This is a genomic window from Ruminococcus flavefaciens MA2007 (assembly GCF_000621845.1).
Taxonomy (GTDB): domain Bacteria; phylum Bacillota; class Clostridia; order Oscillospirales; family Ruminococcaceae; genus Ruminococcus; species Ruminococcus flavefaciens_E.
The window spans coordinates 87738-105976 of sequence record NZ_JHXF01000006.1 but is presented as its reverse complement, the minus strand read 5'-3'; the positions used below and the strand labels follow the sequence as shown (position 1 = coordinate 105976).

Here is an 18239-nt window from a genome sequence, read left to right as displayed (position 1 = left end):
TCCTTTCTTTATGCAGCCGACGAAAAGCGGACTGACTTTACAGGTACTCCCAGTTCACGTGTGTCAACAGGATTTGAAAGCGCCGCCTTCCACAGCGGACAGCATATGGTCAGTATGTTCTCGCCTTCCCTGACCTGTTCCTCATCTGCGCTGAAATGGAGCGGCTGACCGTTGTTTTCAGCAGTTATCGTATCCGTGCCTATCTCCTTGCCGTTAAGGAGCATCGTTACCTTTACCTCGTTCACGCCCATTGCTTCAAGGGGCATTTCGCAGCCAAGCTCCAATGTTACATCATAATCGCCGGGGTAAAGTCCGCACTCTATCTGAGCCTCTTCGCTGTCTGTCCAGCAGAAATAAGTCTCAAGACCTGATACTCCGCTCATTTTCGCGTAATCTCCTGCGGCAGTGTACATGAATCTGTACTTGTCGTAGGAATATATCCTTATGTCGTCATCATAGGTGATGAAATGCTTTGAGAAAGGAACTATCCTGCCTCTGTGGTTGAGGTCGTCCTCTATGCTGTGCATTCTGTTTGAATACATTATTGAGAAGTCCTCGTCGTCCATCATTTTCTCGGTGAGCACAAGGACTCTGCCGTATCTTGCCGCAAGTCTGTCTATCTGACCTGCGTCGTTCTCGTCCTCGGGGACTACCTTTGCTCCTGTCATAGAGCGCACAGGCAGCCAGAGCTTCGTGGTGTACTTAGGAGATATCACGATACAATCGTTTTCTCCGCCGAAATCAGCGATATCCTCAAGTATGCTCCACTCTATGCGCGAATCGTCCTTGTGTCCCATAAGATATGCGTCAAAGGGGGCTATATAAAGCAGTCCCACAGCAGTTACGGGGATAAGCAGCTTTCCGCCGAAGCGGTCTGCCGCAGACGCGCAGAACAGCACCGCAACAGGTATGAAAGGTGCAAGATAACGTGAATAGTAGTAATAATGCTGTATCTGATAGCGCAGGAACGCCGAATAAACAAGTATGCAGTAGAAGAACATTATGAACAGCACAAGTCTCTGCTGACGCTCGGCAAAAAACTTTACGTTCACAAAGGCAAGTATCAGACCGAGAGGGAAAAGTATGAGTCCCGTACAGCCTGCAAAGCCCCACAGTGTGAGGTGATTGAGGTACTCCCAGCTGTCGAAGCTGAGCAGCGCCTTAACAGCTATAAATGCAGCGGGGATAATGAGCATTACCCTCAGAAGATTGCGGAAAAGCTTTGATTCCGAAGCCTTTCTTGTGAATCTTGCAGGATTGAAGTTCTGCTTGGTGCGCTTTTTTACTACAGCAATGAATATCAGAGAAGCAGCAAATGCCGCAGCAGAGCCGATAATTACAACTGTAGTTATGTCGTGTACTGTTATTCCGCCCACAAACAGCGGACTGTAATTGTTCATGGTATACATCGGCTGTACGTGTCTCATCATCAGGTAGCTTGCGAAGTATCCTGCTATGGTAACAGGCAGGAGCACTGCGAACTGGCGCTGACGGGTGAATACGTACATTCCGCCGTATATCATCACGAACATGGGTATCATGGTGTAAAGCGAAACGTGATAGCAGCCGAATACCGCTACAGGTATCACCGACAGCCATTTATGTTCGGGATAATCCTCGTCTGTCATAAAGTACAGGAACACCGCAGGGATAAGCGCAAGGAGCATTTCCGTAAGGGACGACTTTGCAACCCATATCACAACGGGAGCAAGCGCCGAGGCTGCGCATACGCAGGCGGCGGTAGTCTCCTTCAGCTTCATATTGCGGCTTATGAAGTACATCAGGAATATCAGGCACACATAAAGTATGGTCTCGAAATCCTGCATATGCTCCATTCCGAAAAGCTTGCCCCATGTGGCAAGAAGTGAGGAATATGTGGGGATACCGTGGATTATACCCGAAGCAGGTCCCTTGCTCCTGTCATACACGGTATCGGGGTAATCCTCGGGCTGTATATCAAAGCCTGCAAGGTGGTGCTTGGCGTTGTACGCAAAGGCTTCCCTTTCCTGTTCGGTGGTAAGGTCGTAGTACTCTTCAAGAGTTTTCTGGCGCTTGGTATCGCCGTTCATAAAGAGTATCGCCTGCGTCTGATAAACGCCCTCGTCCTGTCCCATGCCGAAGAAGTAATTCTTCTGTGACACAAAGGGTATCGCAAGAACGGCTATAATTATTGGTATGAGCATATCCTTTACGGAGAACTCATGACCAACGGTATGTCTTTTGCGGAAAAATTTTCCCTTGTCAAGGAACAGCACCAGACCGAGGACAGCTCCGCATATCAGCGCAGCTCCTGCGCCTGCTCGGGAAACAGTGTATCTGTCAATGACAAAGAGTCCCATGCTTGCGAATATATGGGCAAAGAACCACATTATCACGCCCATTGTCACAGCTTCTATGATGTTTTTCTTCTTAAACCAGATAACAGTGCTCAGTATGGCAAATACCATTCCCACCAAGCAGACCGCTGAAAATATCATTTATTACATTCACTCCTCACAGATATGGTTTATCATCTCACTGAAATTGCGCATTATGACTTCCCAGCGATAGTTGCTGTCGATGTAGGCTTTTGCATTTCTGCGCATTATGCCGTATTCCTCGGGGTGAGAGAAAACATAGTCCAGTACGCCCTCAAATTCAAAATAGTTTGTATAGTAAAGTCCGCCGTTGCTCTTTACGCAGTGACCTTTCAGCACCTCGCACACGCCGTTTACGATAACTGGCACGGAAAGCGTCATAGCTTCAAGCACGGATATGGAAAGGCTCTCGAAAGCAGAGGGCAGCACAAGGCACTTTGCGCCTAATATGCCGCTGAATTTATCCTCCTCGCTGACAAAGCCCAGACTCATGATGTCCTTGTCCTTGGGTATCTCGCAGACGGGCTTGCCCATTAGGACAAGCTTGAGACCGCTGTCGGGACGGCGCTTTTTGTACTCCTGAAAGTACCTGAAAAACTCGGGACAGCATTTGCCCTCGTCGATACGTCCCACGTATATGATGTAGTCGCCCTCTATGCCGTATTTGCTGCGGAAGCCTGCTTCATCGGGCTCGCAGGGCACCTCAACGCCCGTGCCCATTACGCGGCAGGGCTTGTCCTTACAGTCAAAAAGTCCCTGTACCAGCGCCTTTTCCTCGTCTGTGAGGAAAACGAAGGCTTTAGGGAGCTTGAAAAAGTTCTCATAGGTCTTGAAATGTATGAAGGGCTCCTCGTGGGCTGTGGGTATGAGTATGGACTTTTCAGCCACCTCGGGAAGTCCCTTTACGGTGAGGTAGTAGAGATAGGTCACGAAGATGAAAATGTCGTACTTATCCTTGTTTTCGCGGATATAGTTTATAGCCGCAGGGGCATAAGGTCCCTGCTTCTCGAACCACTTTTCCTCTGTCTCGGTATTGTAGTTTGCAACGCCAGAATTGAGGTACCTGCCGTTGAATTCGTTGAAATCCTTTGCGCGGAGCTTCTCAACAGGAAAACGTAGAACGTGTACTCCGTTTATGTCCTCCTCGTCGGCTTTGTAGTAATTCTCCCATGTGGTGTATTCCAGAGCCTTTGTGGTTATGACGTCCACCTCAAATTCAGAAGCAAGGCGCTCTGCGATAAGACGGGTATAGTATTCCGAGCCGCCGTTTACTTCAAGTCCGTATCTCTGATTTACAAGCGCTATCCTTTTCATTCTTCTCCGATGACCTCTCTGAAAAACTTCCTGTACTTTTCAACTATAACGTCCCATGCGAAATTGCTGCGGACGTATTCTCCGCCGTTTATTCCCATTTGCTTTGCCTTGTCCCTGTTGGCAAGATACCAGTCCGTACAGCCCTCAAACTCGAAATAGTCCCCGAAATAAAGGCCGCCGTTGGACTCGGATACGAAATTCCGCGTTACGGGACAGCCGCTGTGCACCAGCACGGGACGTCCGCAGAGCCAGCTCTCCATGATGACAAGGGAGAAGCTCTCGTTGCGTGAGGGCTGACAGAGGAACTCTGCCGCACCCTGTCCGTTGTACTTGTCCTGCTTGTCCACGAAGCCAAGGTCTATTATGCGCTTCTGCTTCACCAGATCAGCAGGGAGCTCTATGCTTCCGCCGCCGATGAGGACAAGCTTTAAGTCGGTATCGCGGCGCTTGATGTACTCCGAGAAGTACTTCACAAGGGTGTGGACGTTCTTGCCCTCGTCCTTGCGTCCAGCGTATATGATAAAGGGGCTGTCAATGCCGAACTTCTTGCGGAAAGCCTCTCCGTCGGGAACTATCCCCGTATCCATGCCAATGCCCATGACTATGGTCTTTGTGCCGCTCTGTGAGAAGCCGAAAAGTCTCTCGGCAAGCTCCGCCTCGGGACGGGCATTGAATATCATGCCTGCGGTCTGAGGGAAGAGCTCCTTATAACGGCTGATATAGGCGTAAGCCTCGTCGTGGAAGCAGGGTATGAATACCGACTTCTTCGGGAAGAGCTTAGCGCCGTTGTAGGCTGTACACAGCAGATATGGTATGAACACAAAGAGGGAGTACTCCTCGCTGTGCTCCTGCATATAGGCATAAAGCTGAGGACAGTTCACCATTTCCGACAGAAAGATATCCTCCTCCGCAGGAGTAATGCGGTGTCCCTTCATAAGCTTTGCGTTCACTGCGTCAAAAGCCGCAGTATCGCGCTTTTCTACCTTGAAGCGCCTTACGGTGATGCCCTTTGAGGTCTTTTCCGCGCCCTCTTTGTTGTAATTCTCGCTCCAGTCCGAACCTGCGTCCTTTATGCAGGTGGACAGTATCTCAAGGTCAACTCCCGCCGCATGGAGGTGGTCTGTGACCTCGCGGAGCTCCATTTCAGCTCCGCCCGGGATATTTTCTCCGTACCACGGGATAACAAATCCAATTTTTTTCATTTCAGTATCCTTATCAGGCAGCTTATTTGCCTTCAATAAAGGCTTTCAGCTTTGTCTCGAATATATTGCTGAGTCTCTCGTATGAAAAGTATTCCAGTCTCTTGCGCTGTCCCTCGATGACGCTCTCGCGGAGCTTGTCGTCGGTGAGCAGTCTGTCCATGACTGCCGCCGTGAATACGGGATCGTTATCGTCAAGAAGTATACCGCTGCCGCCGAGAGTCTCGCCGATAGCGCTGGTATTGTATGCGATTATGGGCACGCCGAAGAACATGGATTCAACCAGCGGTACGCACAGTCCCTCGTGCTCGCTCATGCAGAGAAAAGCGTCGGCAATGTGGTAATACGCCAGTATCTCGCTGAACTTGATATGTCCCGTGAAGATAACATCGTCGCTGAGCCCGAGAGCCTTGACATACTTCACAAGGCGCTCGTTGTAGTTCTCCATGCCGTTTGCCGAGCCTACAAGTATAAGTCTCGAATTCGGGTTGAGCTTCCTGTAGCAGCAGTAAGCGCGTATAATGTTTTCCTGCTTCTTGTTGGGAGCTATTCTCCCCACGAATATGATGTTTTTCTTGCCGTCGCGGTACTTCTTCATGGTAGCATCGTCGGGAGCCTGCTCATAGTCCTCAAACTTTGTCAGCGAGGGGCTTATGTCTATCTTGCAGGTATAGCCCATTCTGATAAGCTCCGACTTGTTGTACTCCGACACCGCAAGAACATAGTCCATTTTGTCGCGAAGGTACTCAACGCCCTTGTAGCCGTACTCCGTGAGCTGTGTAGCCGAAGCGCTGTAGGGGCGGAAGAAATCGGGAGGAGTGATATTGTGGTATATCATTACCCTGCGGCACTTGTAATTGTCTATTTTAAAGGATAAGTCCGTACCTGTAGACTTGTGGTATATGAGCACGTCGTCCTTTTTCAGGTCGCGGAGCTTGTCAGCCTTTATAGCTGTGCCCTCGGGAAGTCTCTTGTCTATATTCTCGGCGTAGATGTCAGTGGAATAGCCCATTTTGCCGATTATCTCTTTAAGTGCTATCGCGTCATTTCCTACGCCGTCGCCGAATGAAAGGGTAGGCAGTATCTGAACTACTCTCATTACTTGCTCTCTCCGTTAAGCCTGCTGCGGAGCTCCGCATTTTCGCGCTCCAGCTTGTCAAGACGTATCATGAGCTCCTTGTGGGCGAGCTCCATAGCCTCCACCTTGCTGCTCATATCAGCGGACTTGTTCTCTGTGAGAGACTTGATGACTGTGACCGCATTTGCGTTGAAGTCATTCTGCTCAAATACGACGGGCTCTACGTAGAACTTCATCAGCTTGCGGAGGACTTTCTTGAAGAACACCTTTATGCCGTTTCCCTGAAGCTCCTTATAGGGCTGTATATAGTAATGTGTGCTGATATAGTCGAGAGCCTCTGAGGCAGAGCCGCTCTGAGCGTTCTTCTTGTAGGGAACGTCCTCAAAGCTGAGCATATCCACAGTAAGTCCCTGCTCCTTTATCTTCTGCTTTATCTCAGCCATTATCTCTTCTATATTTATACTTCCGTTTTCCATGATTTATCCTTTCTTTACGGCTACTGCCGCGTAATCCTGACTTCCGAATATCATGTCGGATACGCGCTTCATCGCCTCATTGAATTCAGCCGTATTTTCTCCGTCTGCCAATTTCAGAGGAGGTATCTCAAAGGGCGGTCTGCTGCTTTCGGTATATATTATCTCGATGTCCCTGAAGCCTGCCTTTTCAAGGTAATATTGCAGCGTCAAAGGGTGAACAGGCTTTATATGTGAGGGATCGATGTAGAATGCATTTGTATATATGGACAGCGATGTGGGGTTCGGCGTCTCCATGATGATACAGCCGCCGACTTCAAGGCGCTCATATGCAGTATTGCACAGGCGTATTATCTGATGAGGTTTAAGGTGCTCAACTACCTGTCCCACGAATATGCCGTCAACGCCCTCGGTCTTTTCGAGGAAGTCGCAGCCGTCGGCGCAGGTGGCTTTCAGTCCCTTGGAATTGCAGTATTCGGTATAGGGCTCATAGATATCCACGCCCTCGACAGCTATGCCGTTATCCTGCATGAGTGAGAGAAATTCTCCCCTGCCGCAGCCGATATCCACTACCTTTTTCTTGCCGCGGTAGTATTTGAGGTAGAACTCCTGAGATTTCTTGATGCTCTCGATAGAGCCGCGGAAGTGGTTCTCGAAGTCGAAATAGTCGATATCATCGTAATCCGAGCCGCTGCTCTCAGCCGCAGGCTGTACGGTCTGTACAGCTCCCTCATTGCTCGTCTGCACGGGAGCTGCTTTCAGCTTCTTTTCCACAGAGCCAAGCTTGCTCTTGAGGAATTCCTCCTCGCTGATGAGCCTTTCTATGAGGGCATTGTTGTTCCTGAGATTGACGCAGGCAGCCTCAAAGTCCTTTCTCAATTCATCACTTGTCTGCACATTGGCGATATCTCTGTCTGCTGCCTCCAAGCCGGCAAAAAGCCAGCCGAAAAGCTTTCTTTTCAGCACACCCTTGATACCCTTCTGATTTTTTATACTGTCTATAAACTGCGATATATTACTCATTTTTTACCTCTTGAGCTTCCATGTGTGTTCGATGCGGGAAACTCCCACATCGCCCATTGCCGATATCATCTGTATCCTGTATGCCTGACGGAAATAGTCAATTGGTATGCCTTCGCCCTGCTCTATGGCGATGTCGATATTGTACTCGCCTGCAAGGAGCTCAACGTTTTTCATCAGTATCTCCGCCGTACCGTTTTCGCTGATAGTTATGTCGGGCTGCTTGTCTATACGGGTATTGGTGCCGTAGCACTGTATACCGTTCATGTCAAAGACTCCGAAGCCGAATACCGCGTCCTTTACGGGCTTTTTCACGGTATAGTCGATACTGAGCCTTATGTCCTCGCCTGTGCGGAAGGTCTTCTGCTCGCTGCCGTCAGCCGCAAAGGAGCGCACCTTTTTTATACGCACCTCTCCGCTGCCCCAGCGCTTTCCTGTCTCCTCCTCGGAGACCTCCTCCGTATCGCTTTCGGACTTGTTCTTTTCCTGCATTTTTCTGCTCATATAATCAAGGTATTCAAGGTCTATCTCCTTGGGAGGTCCCTCTGCCTTGATAAGTCCCTCGTGTATCCATATAGCGCGGTCGCATATCTGCTCTATCTGTCCGAGGGCGTGGGATACTATTACTATAGTAGTGCCCTGCGCCTTTATCTCCTTTAGCTTGTTGAAGCACTTGGTCTGGAAATTGGCGTCGCCCACGGCGAGTATCTCGTCGATAAGGAGCACGTCTGCGTCAACATTTATAGCTACCGAGAATGCCAGTCGCATATACATACCCGAGGAATAGGTGCGGACGGGGTTGTCGATGAACTCGGCAAGCTCCGAAAAGTCCACTATATCCTTGATACGGGCGTCTATTTCCTTTTTGGTAAGTCCGAATATAGCCGCATTGGTGTAGATGTTCTCCCTGCCGCTCATATCGGGGTGAAAGCCTGCTCCCAGCTCGATAAGGCTGGAAACTCTGCCTTTCAGCTTTATAGTTCCCTCGTCGGGATACATTATCCTTGTAAGAAGCTTCAGCGTGGTGCTCTTGCCGCAGCCGTTGTGACCGATAAGTCCTATGGCTTCGCCTTTTTTTACGTCAAAGCTTATACCGCGGAGCACCTTGCGCTCCTCATAGCGGCTGCGCTTGCGGAACAACAGGCGCTCTTTCAGCTGAGCACCCTTGTCGAGGTACACCTTGAAGCTCTTGGTCACGTTTCTGACCTCTATTGCGATATCATTTTCTGCCATCAGAGTTCCTCCGCAAAATGCCTTTGAAGCTTGTTGAATACGAATGCGCCGAATACAAGGAAGAATACTCCCAGACCTGCCGCCCAGAGAAGCGCTGTCAGGTCGGGTACCTGCTTTTCATAGAGCACCGTCCTGTAGCAGTCGATGATATGCGTCATGGGGTTGAGATTGAACAGCGGCAGATACCTGTCAGGGACTATCTTCTTGGAGTAAACTACGGGGGTAAGATACATCCACGCCATTGCAACAATGCCGAGGATATGCTCCAAGTCCCTGAAATAGACCGTTACCGCCGAAGCTATCATCGCCATACCGAGGGCGAATATATACTCCACTATCATTATCACAGGCAGAGTCAGCAGCGCAAGGAAGTTCACACCTGCTCCCGTTACTATTATCACCGCAAATATGACTATGAAGCACAGCAGCATATTCACAAAGCAGCTGGTCACATAGGATATGGGGATTACCATTCGCGGGAAGTATATCTTCTTTACGAGATCTTTCTGTGATATAATGGACGCTGCTCCCACCGTTATGGAGGAGGAGAAGAATATCCACGGTATCAGCGCAACGAAGAGGTAAAGGTAATACCTCGGTATATCGTTGCGAAGTATCTTAGAGAAAACTATCGTGTAGACTATCAGCTGGAAAAGCGGATTGATGAACGTCCACAAAAAGCCCAGCACCGAGCCCTTGTAGCGTCCGCGGAGGTCCTTTTTCACAAGGCTGAATATCATCTGTCTGTAAGCATACAGCTCTTTGATCGTACTCATTAATTGCTCCTTGAAACGCGCAGAAACGGTCTTTACCGTCAACAGCGCATAAAATTCCATAGTATCTTTTAATTATATCACAACGCCTTTTGGCTGTCAAGTCCGCAGGATTCACCTAAAATTACCGCCCCTACAAAACCAACGGCTAAAAAAGGACAGCCAAAGCTGTCCTTTCTATTTATGGTATTTTCCGCCCTCTGCTATCTGGAATGCGCGGTATATCTGCTCTAAAAGCATTACCCTTGCCAGCTGGTGTGGAAAGGTCATCTTCGACATAGAGAGCTTCAGCGCTCCCATTGCCTTTATCTCGGGATCAAGTCCGAATGAACTTCCTATTATAAAGGTCACGGTGCTCTGACCGCTTACTCCTGCGGAGCTTATCTTCTCCGAGAGCTCGGGACTTGTGAGCTGTTTCCCCTCGATACACATAGGCACTATCATGCCCTTTGCATAGCGCTTTATCTGCTCCGCTTCCTTTTTCAGCGCAGTCGCTATCTCCTTTTCCGAGGGCTCGTCGCTGAGTCGGCACTCGTCCAGCTCGTGGAGCTCAAAATTGCAGTACCTGCCCAGCCGCTTTATATATTCTGCACAGGCGCTGCGAAGATATTCCTCTTTCAGCTTGCCTATGACTATAAGATTTATATTCATCAGAAAATAACAGCTCCTCCCTGAGTTTCAACGGGAGCTACGCCCAAAAGGTAGTCCCTGCCCCTTGCGAAGCGTTCAAGGCTCCGCTGCACGGTGCTGTCCGCGATATTGGGACGGTTGTTGTCCTGACTGAGATGTCCCAACAGGAAATGGGTAGTTCCTCGCTCTATGAGCTTTCCCACCTGCACGGCGCAGTCGTCGTTGGAGAGATGACCGTTTGGCGAAAGTATGCGCTCTTTCAGATACAGAGGATACGGACCTGTGCGCAGCATATAGTCGTCGTAGTTGGCTTCGATGAGCACCATTCGGCAGCCATTCAGCGCCTCGTCCACCTCGGGAGTAACGTGCCCCAAGTCCGTACAAATGGCGCAGTACTTATCATCGGAGGTATGTATCCTGTAGCCGCAGCTCTGTATGGCGTCGTGAGGCGTATTGAAGCAGCTCACCTCGCTGCCGCCGCAGCTTATGGTCTTGCCCGTAATGTCAATGACATGAGAGACAGGCGCTATCTTATTCCCGTCGCAGAGCCGCTGCAAAGTGCGTTTCTGACCGTATACAGGCATTCCCGTTTTCTTGGTCAGCATTGCAAGTCCTGCAACGTGGTCCGAGTGCTCATGGGTTATGAAAACTCCCTGTACAGCGCTCAGAGAAATGTGGTTGACTTCGAGGGCTTCGCTGAGCCGCTTGAAGCTTACGCCGCAGTCTATGAGTATGCCGCCCTTTTCTGTTCCGATAAATGTGGAATTGCCCTTGCTGGAGCTGAAAAGGGGATAAAGTCTTGCCATTGGATATTCTCCGTTCTTCTTGATTATTATCTCTAATTAAAGAAGTTCTAAATCATAATTCACGCCAAAGTTGAGAGTTGAAAGCTGCGGTATCGCCTTCGGCGATATTATTTAAATAATATGAGCGAAGCGAATACATTAACTCTCAACTCTTCACTTTCAACTCTAAACTTAATTAAGCTTGTTTATCTCCGTGCCCTGTCTTGTTTCCTTGACCTCATAGCCCAGAGCTGCTATCTTGTCGCGGAGCTCGTCTGCCAATGCGAAATTCTTGTCCTTACGTGCAGCCTTGCGCTGTTCGACCAGTTCAAGAACTTCACTTGGGATATCAGCAGAAGCCGAACCTGCGTTTTCTGCAAGCTCCTTAGCATTTGCAATAAGGTCAAGTCCGAGAACTTCGTCGAACTTAGCGATAAGAGCAAGCTTTGTAGCCCCATTTGCCTTGGATTTCAGCACGTCGTATATAACTGTGATACCCATAGCGGTGTTGATATCGTTGTCAAGAGCGTCTGTGAAGTCCTTCATAAGACGGTCATACTCAGCCTTGTCGATATCGCCGCCGTTCTCCTTAGTAAGAGGAGCTATCTTCTCAATGAGCTTATTGTAGGCAACTACAGCATTGTCAAGGTTCTCCCATGAGAACACAAGTGACTTCCTGTAGTGTGAGAGCAGGCAGAAGAAACGGTATACCACAGGCTTGTAGCCTTTTTCCTCAAGAAGTGATACCGTCAGGAACTCGCCCTTGCTCTTGCTCATCTTGCCGCTGTTGGTATTGAGGTGGAGCACATGGAACCAGTAGTTGCACCACTTATGTCCGAGGTAAGCCTCAGACTGAGCTATCTCGTTGGTGTGGTGAGGGAAAGCGTTGTCGATACCGCCGCAATGTATATCGAGGTACTCGCCGTTGTTCTTCATGCTTATGCATGAGCACTCGATGTGCCAGCCGGGGTAGCCGATACCCCATGGGCTGTCCCATTTGAGCTCCTGGTCGTCGAACTTTGACTTTGTGAACCAAAGCACGAAGTCAGCCTTGTTTCTCTTGTTCTCGTCAGCCTCAACGCCCTCACGGACGCCTACTGCAAGGTCTTCCTCGTTGAAATCGTTGAAAACGTAGTACTTTTCAAGCTTTGATGTATCGAAGTAGATGTTTCCGCCAGCCTCGTAAGCGTAGCCCTTGTCCATAAGCACGCTGATAACGCGGATAAACTCGTCGATATAAGTAGTAGCAGGCACTACAACATCGGGCTTCTTTATGTTGAGCTTGTCGCAGTCGCCGAAGAAAGCGTCAGTGTAGAACTTGGCTATCTCCATGACAGTCTTGTGCTCACGCTTAGCGCCCTTGAGCATCTTATCGTCGCCTGTGTCGCCGTCGCTGGTGAGGTGTCCCACGTCAGTGATGTTCATAACGCGGTTAACGTCGTATCCTGTGAAGCGGAGATATTTTTCGAGGATATCCTCCATGATGTAGCTTCTCAGGTTGCCTATGTGAGCGTAGTGGTACACCGTAGGTCCGCAGGTGTACATATTGACCTTGCCCTCAGCGTGGGGCACGAATTCTTCCTTTTTATGGGATAATGAATTGTATAACTGCATTTTTATTCCTCCAAAAACATTTATGTTTGTAGGGACGCCCTTTGGGCGTCCGCAAGTTAAGCATTTATTTTCGGGCGGATAATATCCGCCCCTACAAGGCTAACGACTGTTCAGAACGCCCATATTTCAGGCGGTGGGTTCTTTATCTTCAGCTTTGAGAAATACCCGAACATCACCAGAAACTCGGGCAGTACGCGCAGTCCGTCGCGATAGTACGCGTCCATGCGCTCGCTGTCTGCGGCTATGCCCTTGTAATTGCGCGGACATGAGAACGTCCACTCTGCGGTCAGGCTGTCGAAGCTCAGCCTGAAAAAGCCTGCGGGACTGAACTCGTCAAAGGCTTCAAGAAGCGCTATGTGGTCACCTGCGTCATCAGCCGCACCTACATAGGCTTTGCTTCCGTCAAGGCTTACTGCCGCAAGGAATCGGCTGTCGTTTTTTACGGCTTCGTTTACCGCCTCGTCCGAGGGATACTTTATTATATTCATATCTGTCCTCCATTTAATATATCAAAAATCACATACAACCTTTATTTCAGGTTGTGGAACGGCATTCGGAGCTTTGTATTCAAATCCATCTATGCCATATACCATAAATGCATCTCTTAGATCTTTTTTTACTTCTTCCATATCAATAACTTCATTATCATAATCGAGCTGTTTTACACTGCTCAATTCCCATTTGATCGTATGATCATCTATAAAGCTATACTCCATAATGACATTAAAACATACATCTTTCCAGTAAAAAGCAAAATATTGTTCAGCAGGATGGTCTATGTTTGTCCAATAATAAAACATGAATACATTTTTTTCGTCATTAATAGTAAGCTGCCCCGGATCGACGGATCCGAACCCCGGTACATCAAAAACCTTTTCTTCAAGAGGTATCCACCTGTTGATAAATCCCACGCAAACCTCCTTAAAATAACAAAAGCCCCCGAGGGTATACCTCGGAGGCGCAAATGCTCGTTTCCACTCCGTCTTGAACTCGTCTTATCCTTAACGCGGACGAAACGCCGACAGATACACACGCCTATGCGCTTCCCTGCCGAAGCTGACAGCCGCACTTCACTTCTCCCGACCATGTGCTCGCACCCTCCGCACACTCTCTGAAAGTCCGCAAAAAAGCTACTCTGACTGCTATGCCTTTCTCAGTAATTAGTTTTTAGTGATTAGTGCTTAGTTCTAATCACTATGCACTAATCACTAAAAACTATTATATACTAAAAGAATAGTATTTGTCAAGATGAATCAGAGACAAATATGAACAAATTGTAAACATTTCCTTCTACTCTTGACTTTGCACCTGCAAAAGATATATACTTTATTTAGCACTCTAAGAGATAGAGTGCTAAAATCAACTACGGAGATGTTTTAAATGGAAACAAAACAGTTCAAAGCAGAGTCCAAAAGACTGCTGGATATGATGATCCACTCGATCTATACTCATAAGGAGATCTTCCTCCGCGAGCTTATCTCCAACGCAAGCGACGCTATTGATAAGCTGTATTTCAAATCTCTCACCGACGACAAGGTCGGTCTCAATAAAGACGATTTCGCTATCTGGATATCCGCCGACAAGGACAGCCGTACCCTCAAAATCACCGATAATGGTATCGGTATGACCGAGGAGGAGCTTGAAAACAACCTCGGTACTATCGCAAACAGCGGCTCTTTCAAGTTCAAGAACGAGAACAAGCTTGAAGAGGACAACCAGATAATCGGACAGTTCGGCGTAGGCTTCTACTCCGCATTCATGGTAGCCAAAAAAGTGACCGTTATCTCAAAGGCTTACGGCAGCGATAAGGCTTATCAGTGGGAGTCCGAGGGCGTTGACGGCTACACTATCACAGAAGCCGACAAGAAGAGCACAGGTACCGAAATTATCCTCGAAATGCTGGACGACACCGACGACGAGAACTACGGCGAGTTCCTCGACCAGTACAGGATAAAGTCCCTTGTAAGCAAGTATTCCGACTATATCCGCTTCCCTATCAAAATGGAAGTATCCCACAGCCGTCCAAAGGAGCAGACAGAGGAGGAAAAGGAAGCCAAGAAGCCTCTCGAATATGAGGATTACCTCGAAGTCGAGACTCTCAACAGCATGACTCCTCTCTGGAAGAAGAACAAAACAGAGCTCAAGGAAGAGGACTACAAGCACTTCTACACCGAGAAGTTCTTTGATTACAACGAGCCTCTGAAATACTCACACATCAGCAACGAGATGCCTGCTTATAACGCACTTCTCTATATCCCGTCAAAGGCTCCATTCGACTACTACTCAAAGGAGTACGAAAAGGGCTTGCAGCTCTACTCAAACGGCGTCCTCATCATGGACAAGTGCGCAGACCTGCTCCCCGACTATTTCAGCTTTGTAAAGGGACTTGTTGACTCGGAAGACCTGTCGCTGAATATCTCCCGTGAGATGCTCCAGCATGACAGACAGCTTAAAGCTATCGCCAAGAGCATTGAAAAGACTATCAGCAACGAGCTGAAGAAAATGCTGAAAAACGAGCGTGAGAAGTATGAGGAGTTCTGGAAGGCATTCGGCTTACAGCTCAAATACGGCGTATACAGCGACTTCGGCATGAACAAGGACAAGCTTCAGGATCTCCTGATGTTCACATCTTCCAACGAGCAGAAGCTGGTAACTCTCGACGAGTACGTTACAGGTATGCGCGAGGATCAGAAGTACATCTACTACGCTACAGGCGAGAGCGCAGCACGTATCGAGCAGCTGCCGCAGACTGAGCTCGTAAAGGACAACGGCTTCGAGATACTCTACCTCACCGATAATATCGACGAATTTGCATTAAAAGCTCTCATGCAGTACAAGGACAAGGAGTTCAAGTCCGTATCTGCTGACGACCTCGGTCTTGAAACTCCCGAAAAGAAAGAGGAGCTCAAGGCTAAGGAGGAGGAGAGCGCAGACCTGCTGAGCCAGCTGAAAGAGGCTCTTAACGGCAAGGTAACAAAGGTAGCACTCTCACAGAGACTGAAATCCCACCCTGTATGCCTTACCAGCGAGGGCGAGATATCTCTCGAAATGGAAAAGGTGCTCAACTCTATGCCAACCGACCAGAAGATACACGCACAGCGCGTTCTGGAGATTAATCCCGAACATGAGATATTCGGCAAGCTCAAATCTCTCAGCGAGGGTGGCGACAAGGACAAGCTGGGCAAGTACGCAAAGCTCCTCTACGATCAGGCGCTCCTTATTGAAGGCATGAGCATTGAGGATCCTGTAGAGTTCTCGAATCTCATTTGTGAATTGATGTAAATACAAAAACCCGAAAGCAATGCTTTCGGGTTTTTAGTTTAGAGTTGAAAGTTGAGAATTGAGAGTTATTGAGTCGCCTTCGGCGAAACAATTGCGATCAGCCATGTGTATGGGCTAATGGCTAACGGCTAAAAAACGGTACACTCTCGTGTACCGTTTTTTTATTTGTCCTGTTTTTTTATGGTGCGTCTTACTATCTTTTTCAGTCGTGCGCAGGTCTCCTGCGGAAAATCCGTTATGAACATGAGCGCCTGCTCATGAGCCTGCTCCTTGGGGAGCTTCAGGAACCTGTGGAAAAAGGTGTAGACCTCATCGAATGAAGCGAAAATCTCCTCAACAGCCGCCTCTCCCTCGGGAGTAAGCATAACGCTGTTGCAGAAGTCCTCGTAGACGTATCCGCAGTTAGCCAGACATCTCAGCATTTTGCTGACGCTGGGGCGTGAAACGCCTAAATGACGGGATATATTCACACAGCGCACCTGTCCGTCTCTTTCGGTGAGCTCTTTTATTGCTGCCAGATAGCGTATCTGACCTGCACAATGCTGCATTTTATGCTCCTTTCATGTATCACTTGTCGGAGTCTATGAGGTGCCAGTAGCCCTTCAGATATACTCCGCCTGAAATAACGGTGAGTATAGTCGATATCCATACGAGCACGGGCACTAAGATATTATCAACTGCGCTTCTGAAAGCATCAGGGAAGCCGATATTAAAGTCAAAGCAGAGACACAGCCAGAACAGTATAGCTATGATAGCTACCATTGTAAAGGCGGTCTTCAGCTTGCCCCAGATACCTGCGGCAACTACAACGCCGCTGTTTGCGGCAAGAAGCCTCAGCCCCGAGACCATGAATTCTCTTGCGCTTATTATGATGAGCGGTATTGCGCCCATTTTCACACAGGGCAGCTCCACAAATACGGTAAGAGCTGCTAATACAAGCACCTTATCCGCCAGCGGATCGAGGAATTTGCCGAAATTCGTAACAAGATTGCGTGATCTTGCTATCTTTCCGTCAAGAGCGTCGGTAATGGAGGCTGCTGCGAATATCACCAGCGCAATACCGTAGTGGAACGGCACGTTTATATACATAAACAGCAAAAAAAACGGAATAAGAACGACTCTCAGCAGAGTCAGCTTATTTGGCAGGTTCATTGGCTTATCACCTCTCCTATAAGGTCGTAATCAAGTGTATCGGTGATCCTTATCTTAACGTAATCGCCGATATTAAGTGGCTTATCCGACGTAAAGAACACCTTTCCGTCGATGTCGGGAGCGTCAAGAGGCGTCCTGCCGAACCAGCACTCTCCGAACTTGTCGAAGCCCTCAACAACTGCGGTGAGCTCCGCACCCATGAGGTTTTCGTTGTTCTCACAGCTTATGAGCATCTGCTGCTCCATGATTATATCAGCGCGGTGAGCGGCTGTTTCCTCGTCTATCTGGTCGGGGAAGCTGTAAGCCTTTGTGCCCTCCTCACGGGAATAAGCAAAGCAGCCCAGTCTGTCAAAGCGGACTCTCTTAACGAACTCAGCCAGCTCCTCAAACTGCTCCTCGGTCTCTCCGGGGAAACCTGTAATGAGGGTTGTACGGAGTATCACATTTGGCACTTTCTCACGGATATGAGCAAAGAGCGCCTCCAGCTTTTCCGTGTCGCCCCAGCGGTTCATACGGCTGAGTATATCGCCGTTGCAGTGCTGTATGGGTATCTCCAGATACTTCACTATCTTTTCCTCACGGGCGATAACGTCAAGAAGCTCGTCTGTGATTCGCTCAGGGTAGCAGTAAAGAGTGCGTATCCAGCGCAGGCCGTCTATCCTGCACAGCTTTGTGAGAAGCTCTGCCAGCTTCGGCTCGCCGTAGAGGTCCTTGCCGTAGAGAGCAGTGTCCTGTGCGATGACAACAAGCTCCGTAACGCCGTTGTCTGCGAGGAATTTGGCTTCTTCAAGCAGCTTTTCCATGGGAACGCTGCGGAATTTGCCTCTTATCATGGGTATAGCGCAGTAGGTACAGCAGTTCGAGCAGCCCTCTGCGACTTTAAGATATGTGAAAAAGGGCAGTGTGGAGATTATCCTCTCGCCGCAGAGCTCCGCGTCAAGCTTGGGAGCAAAGTGCACCACGCGCTCGTCTGCGAGGACGTGGTCGAGTATATCCACGATATCCTTAGTATCGCCTATTCCGATAACAGCGTCAGCCTCGGGGAACTGCTCCGCAGCCTCCTCCTTGTATCTCTCAACAAGGCAGCCTGTTATGATTATTTTCTTTAAAGTGCCCTCCTCCTTGAGCTTTCCCAGCTCGAGGATAGTGTCGATAGCCTCCTCCTTTGCAGCCTTTATGAAGCCGCAGGTGTTGACTACTGCCACATCGGCAAGTCCCGGTTCTGTAACAAGCTTGTAGCCGTGATTTTTCAGCTTGCTGAGCATACGCTCAGAGTCCACAAGATTTTTTGAGCAGCCAAGTGAAACCATGCCCACCTTGATCGCCATG

17 protein-coding genes are annotated in these 18239 nt (G+C 48.9%); 1 reads left to right on the top strand and 16 read right to left on the bottom strand.

What is annotated here, in order from left to right; genetic code table 11:
• Nucleotides 1-8: 8 nt before the first annotated feature.
• The 13 genes from T497_RS0102285 to T497_RS0102225 all read right to left on the bottom strand — a co-directional run bounded on the left by T497_RS0102285 (nt 9) and on the right by T497_RS0102225 (nt 13387).
• Nucleotides 9-2477, bottom strand: a complete 2469-nt coding sequence (locus T497_RS0102285; RefSeq protein ID WP_028514228.1) for a hypothetical protein — start codon at nt 2475-2477, stop codon at nt 9-11.
• 9 nt (nt 2478-2486) lie between these two features.
• Entirely contained in the window at nt 2487-3671 is a 1185-nt protein-coding gene (locus T497_RS0102280) for a glycosyltransferase family 4 protein (protein WP_028514227.1), read from the bottom strand.
• A complete protein-coding gene (locus T497_RS0102275; protein ID WP_028514226.1) occupies nt 3668-4873 on the bottom strand; it encodes a glycosyltransferase family 4 protein in 1206 nt (401 codons plus the stop codon). Before T497_RS0102275 ends, T497_RS0102280 begins: the two co-directional genes overlap by 4 nt.
• Before the next feature lie 22 nt (nt 4874-4895).
• A complete protein-coding gene (locus T497_RS0102270) occupies nt 4896-5969 on the bottom strand; it encodes a glycosyltransferase (protein ID WP_028514225.1) in 1074 nt (357 codons plus the stop codon).
• Complete coding sequence (locus tag T497_RS0102265; protein ID WP_028514224.1) at nt 5969-6424, bottom strand: hypothetical protein; 456 nt, start codon at nt 6422-6424, stop codon at nt 5969-5971. Before T497_RS0102265 ends, T497_RS0102270 begins: the two co-directional genes overlap by 1 nt.
• Before the next feature lie 3 nt (nt 6425-6427).
• Nucleotides 6428-7444, bottom strand: coding sequence for a class I SAM-dependent methyltransferase (locus T497_RS0102260; RefSeq protein ID WP_028514223.1), 1017 nt, complete (start codon nt 7442-7444; stop codon nt 6428-6430).
• Nucleotides 7445-7447: 3 nt separating this feature from the next.
• Complete coding sequence (locus tag T497_RS0102255; protein WP_080693268.1) at nt 7448-8674, bottom strand: ABC transporter ATP-binding protein; 1227 nt, start codon at nt 8672-8674, stop codon at nt 7448-7450.
• Nucleotides 8674-9450 carry an ABC transporter permease gene (locus T497_RS0102250; protein WP_028514221.1) on the bottom strand — a complete coding sequence of 259 codons (777 nt, stop codon included), beginning with the start codon at nt 9448-9450 and terminating at the stop codon, nt 8674-8676. Before T497_RS0102250 ends, T497_RS0102255 begins: the two co-directional genes overlap by 1 nt.
• A gap of 174 nt (nt 9451-9624) precedes the next feature.
• Nucleotides 9625-10101, bottom strand: a complete 477-nt coding sequence (gene rlmH, locus T497_RS0102245; protein ID WP_028514220.1) for a 23S rRNA (pseudouridine(1915)-N(3))-methyltransferase RlmH — start codon at nt 10099-10101, stop codon at nt 9625-9627.
• A complete protein-coding gene (locus T497_RS0102240) occupies nt 10098-10883 on the bottom strand; it encodes an MBL fold metallo-hydrolase (RefSeq protein ID WP_028514219.1) in 786 nt (261 codons plus the stop codon). Before T497_RS0102240 ends, rlmH begins: the two co-directional genes overlap by 4 nt.
• Before the next feature lie 171 nt (nt 10884-11054).
• Complete coding sequence (gene cysS / locus T497_RS0102235; protein ID WP_028514218.1) at nt 11055-12476, bottom strand: cysteine--tRNA ligase; 1422 nt, start codon at nt 12474-12476, stop codon at nt 11055-11057.
• A gap of 110 nt (nt 12477-12586) precedes the next feature.
• Complete coding sequence (locus T497_RS15550) at nt 12587-12964, bottom strand: hypothetical protein (RefSeq protein ID WP_051530463.1); 378 nt, start codon at nt 12962-12964, stop codon at nt 12587-12589.
• Between the two features lie 21 nt (nt 12965-12985).
• Nucleotides 12986-13387, bottom strand: a complete 402-nt coding sequence (locus tag T497_RS0102225) for a hypothetical protein (RefSeq protein WP_028514217.1) — start codon at nt 13385-13387, stop codon at nt 12986-12988.
• 469 nt (nt 13388-13856) lie between these two features.
• Here T497_RS0102225 and htpG point away from each other — a divergent pair, with 469 nt between their 5' ends.
• Nucleotides 13857-15758, top strand: a complete 1902-nt coding sequence (gene htpG, locus T497_RS0102220) for a molecular chaperone HtpG (protein WP_028514216.1) — start codon at nt 13857-13859, stop codon at nt 15756-15758.
• Nucleotides 15759-15919: 161 nt separating this feature from the next.
• On the opposite strand, the gene T497_RS0102215 is transcribed toward htpG, so the two are convergent.
• From T497_RS0102215 to rimO, 3 genes are read right to left on the bottom strand one after another with little or no spacing between them, the layout of a single operon-like run.
• Nucleotides 15920-16306, bottom strand: coding sequence for a metal-dependent transcriptional regulator (locus T497_RS0102215; protein WP_028514215.1), 387 nt, complete (start codon nt 16304-16306; stop codon nt 15920-15922).
• A 19-nt stretch (nt 16307-16325) separates the two neighbouring features.
• Nucleotides 16326-16910 carry a CDP-diacylglycerol--glycerol-3-phosphate 3-phosphatidyltransferase gene (gene pgsA / locus T497_RS0102210; protein WP_028514214.1) on the bottom strand — a complete coding sequence of 195 codons (585 nt, stop codon included), beginning with the start codon at nt 16908-16910 and terminating at the stop codon, nt 16326-16328.
• Nucleotides 16907-18238 carry a 30S ribosomal protein S12 methylthiotransferase RimO gene (gene rimO / locus T497_RS0102205; RefSeq protein ID WP_028514213.1) on the bottom strand — a complete coding sequence of 444 codons (1332 nt, stop codon included), beginning with the start codon at nt 18236-18238 and terminating at the stop codon, nt 16907-16909. The genes pgsA and rimO overlap by 4 nt, the downstream gene beginning before the upstream one ends.
• Nucleotide 18239: the final 1 nt, after the last annotated feature.

Coding starts and splice junctions, on each gene's coding strand:
- T497_RS0102285 (WP_028514228.1), bottom strand. CDS start 2,477: ATGATATTTTCAGCGGTCTGCTTGGTGGGAATGGTATTTGCCATACTG.
- T497_RS0102280 (WP_028514227.1), bottom strand. CDS start 3,671: ATGAAAAGGATAGCGCTTGTAAATCAGAGATACGGACTTGAAGTAAAC.
- T497_RS0102275 (WP_028514226.1), bottom strand. CDS start 4,873: ATGAAAAAAATTGGATTTGTTATCCCGTGGTACGGAGAAAATATCCCG.
- T497_RS0102270 (WP_028514225.1), bottom strand. CDS start 5,969: ATGAGAGTAGTTCAGATACTGCCTACCCTTTCATTCGGCGACGGCGTA.
- T497_RS0102265 (WP_028514224.1), bottom strand. CDS start 6,424: ATGGAAAACGGAAGTATAAATATAGAAGAGATAATGGCTGAGATAAAG.
- T497_RS0102260 (WP_028514223.1), bottom strand. CDS start 7,444: ATGAGTAATATATCGCAGTTTATAGACAGTATAAAAAATCAGAAGGGT.
- T497_RS0102255 (WP_080693268.1), bottom strand. CDS start 8,674: ATGGCAGAAAATGATATCGCAATAGAGGTCAGAAACGTGACCAAGAGC.
- T497_RS0102250 (WP_028514221.1), bottom strand. CDS start 9,450: ATGAGTACGATCAAAGAGCTGTATGCTTACAGACAGATGATATTCAGC.
- T497_RS0102240 (WP_028514219.1), bottom strand. CDS start 10,883: ATGGCAAGACTTTATCCCCTTTTCAGCTCCAGCAAGGGCAATTCCACA.
- cysS (WP_028514218.1), bottom strand. CDS start 12,476: ATGCAGTTATACAATTCATTATCCCATAAAAAGGAAGAATTCGTGCCC.
- T497_RS15550 (WP_051530463.1), bottom strand. CDS start 12,964: ATGAATATAATAAAGTATCCCTCGGACGAGGCGGTAAACGAAGCCGTA.
- htpG (WP_028514216.1), top strand. CDS start 13,857: ATGGAAACAAAACAGTTCAAAGCAGAGTCCAAAAGACTGCTGGATATG.
- T497_RS0102215 (WP_028514215.1), bottom strand. CDS start 16,306: ATGCAGCATTGTGCAGGTCAGATACGCTATCTGGCAGCAATAAAAGAG.
- pgsA (WP_028514214.1), bottom strand. CDS start 16,910: ATGAACCTGCCAAATAAGCTGACTCTGCTGAGAGTCGTTCTTATTCCG.
- rimO (WP_028514213.1), bottom strand. CDS start 18,238: ATGGCGATCAAGGTGGGCATGGTTTCACTTGGCTGCTCAAAAAATCTT.